This window comes from Clostridium acidisoli DSM 12555, assembly GCF_900176305.1.
Classification (GTDB): domain Bacteria; phylum Bacillota; class Clostridia; order Clostridiales; family Clostridiaceae; genus Clostridium_I; species Clostridium_I acidisoli.
The window spans coordinates 172,725-187,976 of record NZ_FWXH01000002.1; the positions used below are offsets into that span (position 1 = coordinate 172,725).

Below are 15,252 nucleotides of genomic sequence, written 5' to 3' on the forward strand. Positions count from 1 at the left end.
TATGATATGATAACCCTAATAGAAAACAATACAATGTATTTAGGTGATTATAATGCAGATAAACAGATTATTTGAAATCGTATATATCTTATTTGATAAAAAAACAATTACCGCTAGAGAACTAGCAGAACATTTTGAAGTTTCCAAACGGACAATTTATCGTGACATTGAAACGCTTAGCATGGCTGGAATACCAATCTATACAAATAAGGGGAAGGGTGGAGGAATTAACATACTTCCTGAATTTATTCTTAATAAATCTTTGCTTTCAGGTTCAGAACAAGATGAAATATTATCAGGATTACAAAGTTTAAGCGCATTAAATGTTCCAAGTGTTGATCCTGTTTTAAATAAACTTGCAACAATATTTAATAAAAAAAATGCAAGTTGGATTGATGTTGATTTTTCACACTGGGGCAGTGATGATAGTGAAAAAGAGAAATTTAAGCTCTTAAAAAACGCTATTTTAGAAAAAAACGTTATAATTTTTGATTATTATAGCTCTTATGGCGAAATATCAAAACAAAGATTTGTAGAACCCATGAAACTTGTTTTTAAAGGACAAAGTTGGTATGTTTATGGTTACTGTAAACTAAAAGCTGCTTATAGAATGTTTAAAGTTACACGTATAAAGAACCTTGCAGCTTCAAATGAGCGTTTTAATAGGGATTTGCCCAAAGATATTTTGGACACTTCAGATGATTCATATAAAACCCAAATGACTACAATAGTTCTAAAAATTCATAGCAAAATGGCATATAGAGTTTTTGATGAGTTTAGCACTGAAAATATTACAAGAAATGCTGATGGGAGTTTTATTGTAAAGTCCACTATACCAGAGAGTGATTGGATTTATGGATATATCATGTCCTACGGTGAATATGCAGAAGTTTTAGAACCAATACATATTAGAGAAACCATTGTAAATAAATTCAAAGAAGGCCTAAAAAAGTATTTATAACATGATATGCTCTTGTCAATTTATGAATGTTATACTGAATTCATTAAATTGAAAGAGGTGCTAATTATGGATTATGAAATAGTAAAAGTAAATGAAAAATTGGTAGCTGGAATAACAGCCACCACAAGTAACAAAGACGAAAATATGACACAAATCATAGGTGGACTATGGCAGAGTTTTTTTGATCGTAACATATATACATCTATATCAAATAAGAAAAATAATTATATTATTGGTTTATATTCTAACTATGAAAACGGTGTTAATGGTTCTTACGATGCAACTGTCTGCTGCGAGGTTAGTACATGCGATAATTTGCCACATGGAGTTAATGTTAAAACAATACCTTCAGGTAAATATGCAAAGTTTGTAGTACACGGGCATATGCAAAAAGCTGTGTCAGAATTCTGGGAAAAACTGTGGTCCATGGATCTAGACAGAAAATTTAGTAGTGATTTTGAGGAATATCAAAATAGTGATATGGAAAATTGTGATATACATGTTTATATTGCTTTAAATTAATTGGAGGAGGGTAGAATGGGAAAATTAGATTATAAAAAAGAATATAAAGCTTTATATGTACCCAAAAAAGAGCCAGTTGTAGTTAATGTACCGGATATAAATTTTATTATGATTGATGGTGCCGGTGATCCAAATGGAAAGGAATTTACTCTTGCAACTGCAGCACTTTATAGTCTTAGTTATGCAATAAAAATGTCCTATAAAAGCGATACGGTGCCAAACAATTATTATGACTACACTGTTTTTCCACTAGAAGGTTTATGGGATTTAATAAATAAAACTTTGCCATCAACAATCAAAAGCAATTTAAAATATAAAATTATGATACGTCAACCAGATTTTCTAACGTATGATTTGTTCACAACATTTTTGGAAAAAACAAAAAAGAAAAAGCCAAATGCATATTTGGATAAAGTAATATTCGGCACAATATCAGATGGATTATGTTGTCAAATGCTACACATAGGAAGTTATGATGATGAACCTGCAAGCTTTGAAATGATGAATAAATTTTGTAAGGACAATGATTATAAGAGAACTTCTCATATGCATAGAGAAATATACCTTTCAGATCCTCGTAAAACTGAAGCTCATAAACTTAAAACAGTGCTGAGGTATCAAATTGAACAAAAATAAAATAAATATTGACACTTAGAATTATAATTGTTAAACTATAAACAGTTACAATTCTAAGTAAATTTTAGGAGGAATTTGAATGACTAATTCTAGATACTCTATACAAACACCATATTCACAATTAATAAGAAGTATTGCGATAAAAATGAAACTCAGTTCTGATGAAAAAGTAAAAAAGTTAGGATTAAATTCTCAACAAGGACGCATGATAGGTTATATTTATGAACATCAAGACAGTGGTATTATTCAAAAAGATTTGGCACGAGCATTTCAACGTACAGAAGCAAGCATTACAAGTATGCTCCAGGGGTTAGAGAAAAAAGGATATATAGAAAGAAGAATTCCTAAAGAGAATGAGAGACAAAAATATATATATGTATTGCCCAAAGGTGCTGAATTAATTGAAGATTTTAATAAATCAGTGGTTGAGGCAGAGGAAAATATTATTGCAAGCTTGACTAAGCAAGAAAAAGAGACGTTGTTAGCTTTGCTATTAAAAGTAGATAGAAATTTATAAGTTATTAATATAATAACTTATACTTAAAAACTTAGAATTCTAATAATAAGAATTCTAAGAATTCTTATTGTGGAGGATGAAATTATGAAACAAAAATTGTCAAACGAATATTATTTAGAAAATGCACCAATTACTAAGGCAATTGCACACTTATCTATTCCTATGATGATTGGTATGTCAGTAGGTACAATATATAACGTTATTAATGCTTTTTTTATTGGACTATTAAACAATACAGATATGTTAACTGCTATTACTTTAGGACTACCAATCTTCACTATATTGATGGCTTTTGGAAATATGTTAGGAGCTGGAGGCGGAACATTTATAACTCGTCTTGTTGCAAAACAAAATATAGAGAAAGCTAAGAAGATAGCAGGATATACTTTTTATAGTAGTATTATCATAGCAATTTTGCTTGGAATAATCTTAACAATATCACTTACTCCTATGGTTAAGATTATGGGGGCAGATACTTCTGCTATTATTAATTATACAAAAAGTTATTCTTTAACTATGTTTATTGGTGGTTTTGCAATTGTAATGAACTTTGCATTGGAGCAAGTTGTGAGGGCAGAAGGAGCATCAAAAGAATCAATGTTCGGAATGGTTGTAAGTACAATTTTTAGTCTTATCCTTGACCCATTATTTATACTATTATTTAAATTTAATGTTGTAGGTGTAGCATTATCAATGATTTTAGCTAATATAGCTTCATGTATTTACTATGTTTACTACTTGGAAACAAAAAGTGAGAATTTAAAAGGATTTATTAAGAATTTTAATATTTCTCTTAAAGATAAAATAGAGATATATAAAATTGGAGTTTCTGAATTGTTATTAGCTGGTTTTCTAATTATTACAACTCTTCTTTTGAATAATTATTCAATTAGATATGGAGAAAGTGTAGTAGCTAGCTTTGGGATTGCTTTGAGAATTGTACAAGTACCAGAATTTCTTGCAATGGGCCTGGCGCTAGGAATTATTCCTTTAATTGCATATAATTTTTCAAATAAAAACTTTAAGAGATTAAAAGACAGTATAAAACAATCAGCTTTATGGATTTTGGGATTATCAGGCGGGGTTGTTACTTTAGTTTATATTTTTAGAAATGTAATTATTCATCTGTTTTCTAATGATGCAGCAGTATTAAATGTTGGAGTTTATATCATGACTGCCATGCTTATTTCCGCATTTTTCAATGGATTTACAACATTATTTATAGGGATTTTTCAAGCATCAGGTCAAGGAACACCATCAACAATTATGTCAATTACACAAGGAATTCTTTTTATTCCTGTTATAATAGTATTGAATAATTTCTTGGGATTGCATGGTGTTATATGGTCTATGACCATTACAGAAATAATTACCTTTTTAATTGGAGTAATACTATATATTATTTTTAATAGTAAACTAAAGAGGAATCAAGTAGCAACAAACTAACCTAAAACACCTGCATTTAAATGCAGGTATTTGAGGTCATCTTTCTTCAATAACCTTGCCTTTTTCTTCTCTTAAAAATTTCATGAACACTTCAGAACTTCTGTTTATAATTAATTCTTCTGGCATATTCACATCTTTCAAAACTTTAATTGCAGCATCGAAGTTTCCTATGGTGAAGCAAACATGAGAATCACTGTTTAGTATTATTCTTACTCCATGTTCCTTACATAAGCGAGCAATTGTACTGCAAGTCTTATCACTTCCAATTCTGGATCTTACAAATGAACTGTTATTAATTTCAATAAGAATATTTTTTTCTTTTGCTTTTTTTACTAATTCTTCTTCATGAATAGGGAAGCTAGGATTACCAGGATGACCGACCATAATAACATTTTTATTGTCCATAGCTTTAAGAATTGCTCTAGTATTTAAATCACGATCAGGGTTTGGTTTCATAACTGGATCGTGCATACTAGCTATCATTATATCTAATTTTTCTTGAATTTCTAAAGGTAAATCTAAATTTCCATCATAATCAATAATGTTAGCTTCAGATCCATAAAGCATTGTAACACCATAAAGCTTTCTAGGAAGTACTTTAAAATTTCCAAAGTACCAATGATGAGGTGCACCAGGCATACTTGGAGCATGATCTGTGGTTCCTAAAATCTCAAGGCCAATTTCACTGGCGTATTTTGCATTTTCAAGTAATGTAGTATATGCATGACCGCTTACTATAGTATGTGTGTGCATATCGATAGGGTATTTCATATATAAACTCCTCTCAAAATTAAAACTAATAATTAAAATTGTAATGAATCCAATTATTATTATAACGTAAAATATTTATTTTTGCATGTTTTCCAAGATTAAAAGTACGTTAAAAGGACTTTTGCAAATTTCCAATTGAATTACCAGAAAAATAGGTTCCCTAAAATATATAATTGATATGCCTTCTCATATGATTATCAATGAAGTTAATAGGGGACAAATTTAAATTCCATAATATAGTTAATATTACTTAAATATATAAATGGATTTATACAGAAAACAAGAAAATAAAATTTATTAAAACTAACATTTGGTCGTTTGTGAAAAACTATTTTTCTGATTTTCAGCACAATGAGTATAATGATTTTTATTGAAATTGACAAATAAATTCATTAAAAAATATTATATATAAAAAGAAGGATTTTGACCCCCTCACGTCGAATTATAATTGCGTAAAATAAGAATTTGACGCAATTATAAGTAAAATTGGAGGTTTTATTATGAAATACGATATACAAAAGCTAATGGATAACCAAATACCTGTACCCGTAAGCAATTTTTTAAATTATTTAGGAACAATACGAGGAAAATCACAAAACACAATTTATAATTATAAAGTTGATTTAACCCTTCTTTTCAGATTTATGAAATTATATAAAGGACTTGTTAAAAAAGATGCAGATTTTGATGATATATTTATTGGGGATATAGATAATAAATTTATTGAGAACATAACATTAGAAGACTTATTTGCATTTTTATCATTTGTAGAGAACTATAGACATAACGGAAACTATTCAAGAGCTAGAAAAGTAGCTACAATAAAATCATTTTTTAAATATTTAAGCAGCAAAGCTAAAATTATAACCTATAACCCAGCAGTAGAGCTTGAGTCTCCTAAAATTTATAGTAGAAACCCTGTTCATCTTAGTCTTACTGAAAGCAAAGAACTTCTAAACGCTGTAGATGGGGAAAACTTAGAAAGAGATTATTGTATATTAATGTTGTTTTTAAATTGTGGTCTTAGACTATCAGAGCTTGTTGGAATTGATATATCTAAAATAAAAGACGATACCCTTTCAATCATTGGTAAAGGTAACAAAGAGCGAACGGTTTATTTAAATGACGCTTGTCTGGAAGCTATAAAAAATTACATGCCAGTGCGAAATTTACGGGTGCAGAACATATGTTTGGATACCGATAAAAACGCATTATTTCTAAGTAAAAGGAACAAAAGAATTAGTAAAAGGACTGTAGAAGTCCTTGTGAAAAAGTATGTAAAAAAAGCAAATTTAGATAGTGACAAATATACTCCCCATAAATTAAGGCATACAGCAGCTACTTTAATGTACAAATACGGAAATGTTGATATCAGAAGTCTACAGCAAATACTAGGCCATGAAAGTGTTTCAACAACACAAATTTATACCCACATAGACGATGATAAGTTAAGAGAAGCTGTTAAATCAAATCCTTTAAATCAAAAGGATGAAGAATAATATATATTTAGCCAATGTGTCTCCTTGCAAAAATGGTGTTTAATGGTATAATTTTTTAATATATAAAGAAAGGGGTAATTACAATTATGAGGATTATTACTTTAAACTTATTTTTAAAAGATGCTTTAAAAAATCTTAAAAGAAATGCTACTAGTAGCATTTCTACCATTACTACAGTAATGGCAACGTTATTTGTTTTGGGAATATTTTTGCTATTTATGTTGAATCTTAAAATGGGGGTTATTGGTATTGGTACCCAATCTGAAATACAGGCGACTTTAAAGTATAATATAAAGATTACAGATCAGCAAAATATATATAATAAAATAAAGGCGGAAAATAGTGTAACTTTTTTTACCTTTCGCAATGATACTCCCCTGTCAGCTGCATATATAATTAAAGTTAATGAACCAAATGATATACCTAAAATAATTTCTCGGATTAAGGGGTTAAAAGGTATAAATAAAATTAATGTTATACAAAATGTTCAGCGAAATGTTTCATCAATTGCTGAAAAGATTCAATGGGTCGGAGTAATACTTTTCCCTATACTCATAATTGCATCATTTTTTTTAATTAAAAATACAATAAAACTTGCTATATACCCAAGACGTAATGAAATTAGTATAATGCAACAAATTGGTGCAACAGATTGGTTTATTATATGGCCTTTTATTTTTTATGGAATAATAATTGGATTTTTAGGAGCAGTGTTCGCAGTAATAGCAATTTATTTATTTTATAGTTTTATATATAGATATTGTTTGACAACAACGCACATTAGTTTTATAAATCCATCATTTGTATTAACAACTATATCATGGCACTTTATACTTATTGGTATAATTATAGAGGTTATAGGAAGTATTTTTGTTATAAAAAAGTACTTAATAGTCTAAAAAATGTATGTGGTGACCCTATTCATTTATAGCATTTTGATAAATAGAACCAATATCTTTCCAACCATAGCCAACCAATTTAACTTCTTGATTTCCGTATGTATACAATCTCTCTTTTACTTTTATTCCACCTACTTTTTCATAAAACCTACAATAGCTATTATCTTTTAGTGCCCAAATAATTAATGAACCACATCCTAAATCAACTAGTGCTTTAGCTACAATTCTTGTGATTTTACTTCCATAGCCACGATTTTGATAATCTTTAAGAATATACATTGCATGCAAATCTCCATCATATTCATACTCTTTTTCCCTATTTATCCCGCAAAAAGCAAATCCAACTATGGTTTTTGAATCATTTTCAATAACAAATGTTCTTTGAGGTTGTGTATCGTCCTTAATAACTTCTTTCCACATCTTAGCTTTTTTCTCGTATGACAATGAGTTTAAGTAATCATCATTAATTAATCCTTTATAAGTTTCTTTCCATGCATCAACATGAACTTTAGCGATACCATCACTATCGCTTATTTCTGCCCTTCTAATATTCATACTGTTCCCCCCCATCATAAGTCATTTAGTATTTCTAATTTTTCAGATTTCTTAAGACCTTTAAATGCTAAATCATAAGACATATCAATTAAAAACTTAATTTTATCATCATCAACATCTTCACCTACAGTTACAGTATTCCAATGTTTTTTATTTAAGTGATACCCTGGTTCTACAGCTTTATAATCGCGTCTTAAATCTATAGAAAAAAGCGGTTCACACTTTAAACTTATTTTTAATACAGAGCTTCTAATGTTTGTAAGGAGAAACATCCTAGAACCTACTTTTATAGTAAGTGTTTCATCATCAAATGGGAATTTATCACTTACACCTTTTTTGTTATGACAATACTGTTTTATTTCATTTAAATCCATAATACACCTCCATCAATTTGAAGGTCTTACATGTGCCTTTTATTTCAATCATATTATCCCCTCAATCTTTTTATAGTATAACATTATATTCCACATATATAAAATGGCAATCAGAAAAAATAACGTGCTAATTATACTTTCAATTAGCACGTTAATCTTTTAAAATGAAGCTCTTATCTATAAATATGAGGTTTCGTTTTTTTATTAATTTTGCGGGTTTTTTATAACAAAAATTCCTGGAGCTTTTTCATCTATTATTTTATGCCTTTTTTCTTCGTCCTCTAAAAGTTCAGATAACCCATCGATATCGTCAATAAGTTCCAACTCATAAGGCAGATCATCTCTTTCATCCCTTACATAATCATCATCATAGTCATTTAAAAACTCATCTGCTGCGTTATCATCTGCTTCTTCTATTTCAGCATCTTGTTCATATTCTTCTATTTCATTTGGATCTTCTATTATTTTATCAATTATAACTTCTTTATGCTCGTATCCCTCTAAATCAAGACACTTCCCGCAGTTATCGCAGATTTTATTAGGATCTAAATCACATTTGTCACATTCTCCGCAGTTATTACACTTTTTATTTTCATCCAGTATACATATTTTCTCCATATAACTAACCTTCTTTACTTTGTTTTAGACAGTAAAACTTATTATATCAAATAACTAAATAACTTTCAATAAAAATTTTAGCTTCCTTAATTATATCACATTTAGTTTACATATTAATTAATACGTAAACTAAACGTGATACATAACGTGCAAATTAACAATATTACAAATTTCTAAGTCTTATATGTTATAATGTTTATTATTAAGTTTTTATGGAGGTTCTTTTAGTGGATAAAGTAATAATGCATGTGGATATGGATGCTTTTTTTGCATCGGTGGAAATGGTAGATAATAAAAAACTTAAAGGAAAACCTGTAATAGTTGGTGGTATATTCGAAAGAGGTGTAGTTTCTACTTGCTCTTATGAAGCAAGAGTTTTTGGTGTAAAAAGTGCTATGCCAATATATATGGCTAAAGCTAAATGTCCCAATGGTATTTTTCTTCCTGTAAGATATGACAGGTATAAAGAAATATCCAATAAAATATTTGATGTTTTTCATGAGATAACCCCTTTTGTAGAACCTTTAAGTATAGATGAAGCGTATTTAGATTTAACACATGTAAATAAAAATCCATTAGATATAGCAAGCTTTATTAAAAATAAAATAAAAAAAGAGACCGGACTTAACATATCTGTTGGTTTATCTTACAATAAGTTTCTAGCAAAATTAGCTTCTGATTGGAACAAACCTAATGGTTTAAAGGTAATACAAAAAAGTGATGTTCCTGAAATCTTATTTCCTTTATCCGTAGATAAAGTTTATGGTTTAGGTAAAAAATCTGTAAAAAAACTTAATGATATTGGTATTTTTACAGTAAAAGAATTATATGACCTTCCCTTAATTATGTTATTAGATTTTTTCGGTAAATTCGGGCTTGAAATATATGAGAGAATAAGGGGCATAGATAAAAGAGAGGTAACTATTTTCAGAGAGAGAAAGTCTATTGGCAAGGAAACAACTTTGAGCAATGATACAGATGATAAAAATGATATAAAGCCATATATTAAAAGCTTTTCAAAATCCATTTCAGATATTATGAAAAGCAAAAATTTACGAGGAAAAAATATTACTATAAAAATAAAAACTGCCTCCTTTGTTAATCACACTAAAAGTAAAACTTTAAGTTATTATATATGTACTGAAGATGATATTTATAAAGAAGCATGCAATATTTTAGATAATTTAGAATTTCAAGAAAAAATAAGGCTGATTGGGGTCTCAATCTCATCTTTTAAAGAAGAAACAGTTGAACAAATGTCATTATTTTAAGCGTATAGAACATAGGTTTGCATGTGTTCTTTTTATATGTTATAATTTTATTAAATAATGATAATGATATAATAGTTAGAGGTGTTACTAATGGTAAAGGATAAAAGAAGAGACGTTCAGGCAGAAATTTACGACTTTATTCAGTCTGAAGTTATTAATAAAGGATATCCACCCTCAGTTAGAGAAATATGTGCAAAAGTTGGACTTAGCTCAACATCTACTGTACATGGTCATCTTTCTAGAATGGAAAAAAAGGGCCTTATAAAGAGAGATCCAACGAAACCAAGAGCCATTGAATTATTAAGAGATACGCTTCCTAAAAAGGAACTTATAAGTATACCTATAGTTGGCAAAGTCCAAGCTGGTCAACCTATTTTAGCAGTTGAAAACATAGAAGATTCTTTTACACTCCCTATTCAATATACAAAGAGTAACAAAGATTTATTTATGCTTAAAATTTCTGGTGAAAGTATGATTGAAGCTGGAATTTATGATGGAGATTTTGCCATAATAGCAAAAACAAATACTGCTGAAAATGGAACTATAGTAGTTGCCTTAATAGATGATGAAGCTACCATCAAGAGATTTTTTAAAGAAAAAGACCACATAAGATTGCAACCTGAAAATTCATCTATGGAACCTATAATAGTAGATGATTGTCAGATAATTGGCGAACTAGTTGGTATCTATAGAAAATATTAATTGAAATTCCACGAATATTATTTTTTAAAATTCAAAACACCTGGAAAGAGGTGTTTTTTTATCCATTCCATACCATCCGTAAAATTTTAACTTTATTTTAGATAGTTTAAAACTGATTTAATGTCTTTATTGTTTCCTGATTTATTTACTTTTTCAGATAGGCTTTTATTATATATAAAAACACCGTTATTTTTTTGTGAGAATATAATGCATATAGAAATAGGAACATTTTTATTACTATCCGTGCCATTAAACAGAACAATTACATCTTTTAGTCCATCATTATTTACGTCCGCCAAAGATATTGCACTTACACCTTCTACTAAGCTATTTTGGCCTATATCATTCCTATAATCAACTGGAAATTTGCATGCTATATTACCTTTGCTGTCCTCCAAATAAAAATTATATAAGCCAGTATTAAAATTAGTTTCTGTAAGGAACTTCACTTTACCATATTTATTTAAATTAACATCAAAACACTGATTTGATATATCATTCCAACCACCATTTCTTAGGTCGGTTATTGTTCTGCTAATCGGGGTATTGCTGTTTACAAGATTGAAGGTACCATAACTAATTCCCCAATCAGAATTTATTTTAAGGCTTTTAGCATCATAATTTAATGCACATATTATTTCATTGTTCTTAAATTCTAATTCTATTGTTCCACTATGTCCCCAACCATCATCATTGAAATTGCTAGTGAATTTATTGTTTTCAATCTTTCCGGAAATGTTAACATTTGATATATGTGAAAATCCATTAGATGAATTACTCACCACACCTTTTAAATTAGCATTTTTATCTATATTAATATTAATTGCCCTTCCAAATGGTCTGTCGGTTTTTAAAGTGTCATTATCTATCCATGTCCCTGAATATTTTGTATAAACATTAGTTGATGATTGAGCCGAAATATTGCTTCCTGAGTTAACTGTATTTGCTGCTATAGTGCTATTTGTATTAACTGTATTCGCAGTGGTATTTGTGGATTGTTTTTTAATAGCATTATTTTGAGTATTGTTTGTTCCCTCAGTTTTTACTTGCTTATTTCCACACCCCGTAAGCAAAACGCCAATTGTAATTAAAACTACCAAAGCTACTTTTTTGTTCATTGATCAATGCCTCCTACCTGTATATTTTTATATACTGTTATATTTAATGTGCAAATCCAAAATATACTATATTCTAGATTCTAGTTTGTTTTTGTGTTAATTGTAATTCGAAAGTATTCTGAATTATCTAAAGTTTTATTGGAATATGTTAGGACTATGGCTTGAGTAGATTTTTTTAATGTTTTAAAATAGAAATTTCGTCTATCATAATTTATACCAATTAACTTCTCATTGTTTTTAAATGGGACTTTTAATTTTGATTTTTTTAACAGTTTTACATCTGAATTATCTATATTATTTTGTATATTCCAAGTGGCAGAAATAATGCTATTTTCAGGAAGAGATATAACAAATTCTTGATTAGTTTTAGTATTTACATCTATAACACCGTTATTTGTAACCTCATACTTTTTTATTGTATTATTGCTCGTGTTAGGGAAATATATATATATTATTTTTTTATTTGAGTCTTTAGAAACATCAAATTTTTGATTACTTAAAAAATTATCTATTGGATCAATTTGAGTTTTAGAGGTACTATTTTTACTATTAGGATTCGGGACATTTATTTTACTATTGCTACACCCATTAAGCATTATTATAAAAAGAATACTAAGAAAAACTGTTAATTTATTTTTATACATTATCACACCACCCATTTAAAACACAATTCCAGTAAAAATAAAAATTTTACTGGAATTTATGTAAAAACTTATTGTTATATCAAATTTGATAATGATATCATTATTCCTATCTTGGCATGATCAAAAGTTAAGCCACCTTGTAAATATCCAATGTAAGGTTCTCTTATAGGTGCATCTGCTGAAAGTTCAATAGATGAACCTTGAATAAATGCTCCAGCTGCCATTATAACCTGATCTTCATATCCAGGCATAGCCCATGGCTCACATTCCACAAAGGAGTCTATTGGTGAACCTTTTTGTATTCCCTTACAGAATTTAATCAACTTATCCTTATCATTAAATTTTACAGCTTGTATTATATCGCTTCGTTTGTCATCAAATTTAGGAAGGACTTCAAATCCAGCAAGCTCCATTATCCTTGAACAAAATACTGCTCCCTTTAATGCTTCAATTGCAACATGTGGTGCTAGAAATAAGCCTTGATAAAGTGATCTCATCACTCCAAAGGTAGAACCACATTCTCCACCAATACCTGGTATTGTTAATCTATATGAAGCTTGAATAACAAAATCTTTTCTACCAGCTATATAACCCCCAGTTGGAGCAATTCCGCCGCCAATATTTTTTATTAGTGATCCAGCCACAAGATCTGCTCCAACTTCTGTTGGCTCCTTTGTATCAATAAATTCACCGTAACAATTATCTACAAAACATATTACATCTTTTCTTATATTTTTAATGAAACCTATTATTTTTTCTATTTCATCTATAGTTAAAGACTTTCTCCAACCGTAACCTGTTGATCTTTGTATATGAATCATTTTAATAGTACTGTCATTTTTAAGTTCAGTTTCTATGCTATTAAAGTCAATTTTGCCGCCAAAAAGTAAATCAACCATTTTATATTTAACGCCATACTCCATTAAAGAACCTATGTTCTTTTCGCTGCTTATTCCAATAATGCTATGAAGTGTATCATAAGGTGTACCGCATATTGACATAAGTGTGTCGTCTGGTCTTAAATTTCCGAAAAGTGCTGCTCCAATGGCATGAGTGCCATTTACAAAATGAGGTCTTACTAAAGCCATTTCTGTGCCAAAGATTCTTGCATAAACCTTATCAAGACTATCACGACCTATATCCCCGTATCCATAACCTGAACTATTTGTAAAATGTGATTCACTAATTCGTTCTTCTTGAAGAGCATTTAAAACCTTTAGTTGATTATATTCTCTTATACCATCGTACATTTCAAATTGTTTTTGTACATCTTCTAATGCCCTTTCTGCTAAAGACATTACCTCTTCTTTTATGCCATATTTTAAAGCTAGTAATTTTTTTGTAGTTGAAATCATGTTTTTTCCTCCTGTTACTTATGCTGCCTCGAAAGTTAAGTCTATTTTCTTTAGGCAATATTATATTACCACTTAAAAAAGGACTAGGCAAATTATAGCCTATCCTTAATTATCATTATCTACATCTTGATTAAATAATATTGGTTTTAATGGAGTTATCGTTGAAATGGCATGTTTGTAAACCATCATTTGCTTGCCATCATTATCAAGAATTACTGTGAAACTATCAAAACCTTTTACACTTCCCCTTAGTTGAAATCCATTTGTTAGATGAATTGTTACTGGTATTCTATTTTTTCTCGCGTTATTCAAAAAAATATCTTGTAAATTATTAGTAGTTTTATTCATAGTCTTCACCCTCCGTTCATTATATATATTAATTCTATAAAAAATATAAAAATCCTTTTATTAAGTTACATTTTTTTTAATCCTATATCGTTTATTATAAACTTAACAATTTCATCTTCAGTAAGATTATCTTTTTCTATCCATTTAGTTCGGTTGTCTTTCCTAAACCAAGTAAGCTGCCTCTTCGCATAGTTTCTGCTTCCTTGTTTTATCATGTTTATTGCTTCCTCTAAGGAAATTTTATTGTCTAAATAATACAAAATTTCTTTATATCCAATGCCCTTCATTGATTGCATATTAGAATTATATCCCTTTTCCTTAAGATTTATAACCTCTTCAATGAGACCACTTGAAATCATTTCATCAACACGCTTATTTATTCTTTCATAAAGCTTATCTCTATCCATATTTAATACGTAATAATGAATGTTATAGGGAACGTCATATATATCTTGTTCTTTATTTAATTCTCCAATGGTTTTGCCGGATAATTTATATACTTCTAATGCCCTTATAACCCTTTTAAGATCATTTGGATATAGTTTATTATAGGAATCTACATCTCTATCTTTTAGTAGATCATGTACAAATTCCTTACCTTTTTCATTAGCTAAAGCCTCTAAGCTTTTTCTGTAATCATTGTCCTTGTAAGTTCCTGTAAAGCTGTAGTTAAATATTAATGAATTTATATATAAACCTGTTCCTCCAACTATTATTGGATATTTTCCTCTTATAGATATATCCTCAATAGCTTCCTCTGCAAGAGTTTTGAATTTTGCTACACTAAACTCTTCATCTGGCTCTACAACATTTATAAGATGATGAGGTATTCCTTGCATTTCTTCTTTTGATATCTTTGCAGAACCTACATCCATGTATTTATAAATTTGCATTGAATCTGAGGAGATAATCTCTCCATTTAATTCTTTTGCAAGTTTTAAAGAAATTGCTGTCTTTCCTATCCCTGTAGGACCACTTAAAATTAATATGTCCGTCATTCTATCTCCTTATCTTAA

General features: G+C 29.1%; 18 protein-coding genes. 9 read left to right on the forward strand and 9 right to left on the reverse strand.

Annotation, left to right across the window (positions count from 1 at the left end; genetic code table 11):
* Positions 1 to 52: 52 nt before the first annotated feature.
* The 5 genes from B8978_RS00875 to B8978_RS00895 all read left to right on the forward strand — a co-directional run bounded on the left by B8978_RS00875 (position 53) and on the right by B8978_RS00895 (position 4,082).
* Positions 53 to 961 (forward strand): helix-turn-helix transcriptional regulator, encoded by a 909-nt coding sequence (locus B8978_RS00875; RefSeq protein WP_084113393.1) that lies wholly within the window; start codon positions 53 to 55, stop codon positions 959 to 961.
* Between the two features lie 66 nt (positions 962 to 1,027).
* On the forward strand, positions 1,028 to 1,483 hold the full coding sequence (locus tag B8978_RS00880; protein WP_084113394.1) for a GyrI-like domain-containing protein: 456 nt from the start codon (positions 1,028 to 1,030) through the stop codon (positions 1,481 to 1,483).
* 15 nt (positions 1,484 to 1,498) lie between these two features.
* On the forward strand, positions 1,499 to 2,119 hold the full coding sequence (locus B8978_RS00885) for a GyrI-like domain-containing protein (protein WP_084113395.1): 621 nt from the start codon (positions 1,499 to 1,501) through the stop codon (positions 2,117 to 2,119).
* Positions 2,120 to 2,198: 79 nt separating this feature from the next.
* Positions 2,199 to 2,636 (forward strand): MarR family winged helix-turn-helix transcriptional regulator, encoded by a 438-nt coding sequence (locus B8978_RS00890; protein ID WP_084113396.1) that lies wholly within the window; start codon positions 2,199 to 2,201, stop codon positions 2,634 to 2,636.
* A gap of 84 nt (positions 2,637 to 2,720) precedes the next feature.
* Positions 2,721 to 4,082 carry an MATE family efflux transporter gene (locus B8978_RS00895; RefSeq protein ID WP_084113397.1) on the forward strand — a complete coding sequence of 454 codons (1,362 nt, stop codon included), beginning with the start codon at positions 2,721 to 2,723 and terminating at the stop codon, positions 4,080 to 4,082.
* A gap of 36 nt (positions 4,083 to 4,118) precedes the next feature.
* On the opposite strand, the gene B8978_RS00900 is transcribed toward B8978_RS00895, so the two are convergent.
* The gene (locus tag B8978_RS00900) at positions 4,119 to 4,853 is read right to left on the reverse strand and encodes a phosphatase (RefSeq protein WP_084113398.1); all 735 of its coding nucleotides are present in this window, start codon (positions 4,851 to 4,853) and stop codon (positions 4,119 to 4,121) included.
* Between the two features lie 500 nt (positions 4,854 to 5,353).
* Between B8978_RS00900 and B8978_RS00905 the strand changes: the two genes are divergently transcribed.
* Complete coding sequence (locus B8978_RS00905) at positions 5,354 to 6,352, forward strand: tyrosine recombinase XerC (protein WP_084113399.1); 999 nt, start codon at positions 5,354 to 5,356, stop codon at positions 6,350 to 6,352.
* Between the two features lie 86 nt (positions 6,353 to 6,438).
* A complete protein-coding gene (locus B8978_RS00910; RefSeq protein ID WP_084113400.1) occupies positions 6,439 to 7,251 on the forward strand; it encodes an FtsX-like permease family protein in 813 nt (270 codons plus the stop codon).
* 18 nt (positions 7,252 to 7,269) lie between these two features.
* On the opposite strand, the gene B8978_RS00915 is transcribed toward B8978_RS00910, so the two are convergent.
* The 3 genes from B8978_RS00915 to B8978_RS00925 form a co-directional block, all read right to left on the reverse strand.
* Positions 7,270 to 7,806, reverse strand: a complete 537-nt coding sequence (locus B8978_RS00915; RefSeq protein ID WP_176212560.1) for a GNAT family N-acetyltransferase — start codon at positions 7,804 to 7,806, stop codon at positions 7,270 to 7,272.
* Between the two features lie 14 nt (positions 7,807 to 7,820).
* Complete coding sequence (locus tag B8978_RS00920; protein WP_084113402.1) at positions 7,821 to 8,180, reverse strand: MmcQ/YjbR family DNA-binding protein; 360 nt, start codon at positions 8,178 to 8,180, stop codon at positions 7,821 to 7,823.
* A gap of 204 nt (positions 8,181 to 8,384) precedes the next feature.
* Positions 8,385 to 8,798 (reverse strand): hypothetical protein, encoded by a 414-nt coding sequence (locus B8978_RS00925; RefSeq protein WP_084113403.1) that lies wholly within the window; start codon positions 8,796 to 8,798, stop codon positions 8,385 to 8,387.
* A 227-nt stretch (positions 8,799 to 9,025) separates the two neighbouring features.
* Between B8978_RS00925 and B8978_RS00930 the strand changes: the two genes are divergently transcribed.
* Both B8978_RS00930 and lexA read left to right on the forward strand, forming a co-directional pair.
* Positions 9,026 to 10,069 (forward strand): DNA polymerase IV, encoded by a 1,044-nt coding sequence (locus B8978_RS00930; protein WP_084113404.1) that lies wholly within the window; start codon positions 9,026 to 9,028, stop codon positions 10,067 to 10,069.
* Between the two features lie 90 nt (positions 10,070 to 10,159).
* Positions 10,160 to 10,771 carry a transcriptional repressor LexA gene (gene lexA, locus B8978_RS00935; RefSeq protein ID WP_084113405.1) on the forward strand — a complete coding sequence of 204 codons (612 nt, stop codon included), beginning with the start codon at positions 10,160 to 10,162 and terminating at the stop codon, positions 10,769 to 10,771.
* A gap of 92 nt (positions 10,772 to 10,863) precedes the next feature.
* Here lexA and B8978_RS00940 read toward each other — a convergent pair whose 3' ends face one another.
* The 5 genes from B8978_RS00940 to miaA form a co-directional block, all read right to left on the reverse strand.
* The gene (locus B8978_RS00940; protein WP_084113406.1) at positions 10,864 to 11,889 is read right to left on the reverse strand and encodes a hypothetical protein; all 1,026 of its coding nucleotides are present in this window, start codon (positions 11,887 to 11,889) and stop codon (positions 10,864 to 10,866) included.
* Between the two features lie 80 nt (positions 11,890 to 11,969).
* Complete coding sequence (locus tag B8978_RS00945) at positions 11,970 to 12,533, reverse strand: protease inhibitor I42 family protein (RefSeq protein ID WP_084113407.1); 564 nt, start codon at positions 12,531 to 12,533, stop codon at positions 11,970 to 11,972.
* A 74-nt stretch (positions 12,534 to 12,607) separates the two neighbouring features.
* Positions 12,608 to 13,888, reverse strand: a complete 1,281-nt coding sequence (locus B8978_RS00950; RefSeq protein ID WP_084113408.1) for a methionine gamma-lyase family protein — start codon at positions 13,886 to 13,888, stop codon at positions 12,608 to 12,610.
* A 105-nt stretch (positions 13,889 to 13,993) separates the two neighbouring features.
* Positions 13,994 to 14,236, reverse strand: a complete 243-nt coding sequence (gene hfq, locus B8978_RS00955; protein WP_084113409.1) for an RNA chaperone Hfq — start codon at positions 14,234 to 14,236, stop codon at positions 13,994 to 13,996.
* 65 nt (positions 14,237 to 14,301) lie between these two features.
* Positions 14,302 to 15,234, reverse strand: a complete 933-nt coding sequence (gene miaA / locus B8978_RS00960; protein WP_084113410.1) for a tRNA (adenosine(37)-N6)-dimethylallyltransferase MiaA — start codon at positions 15,232 to 15,234, stop codon at positions 14,302 to 14,304.
* Positions 15,235 to 15,252 lie beyond the last annotated feature (18 nt).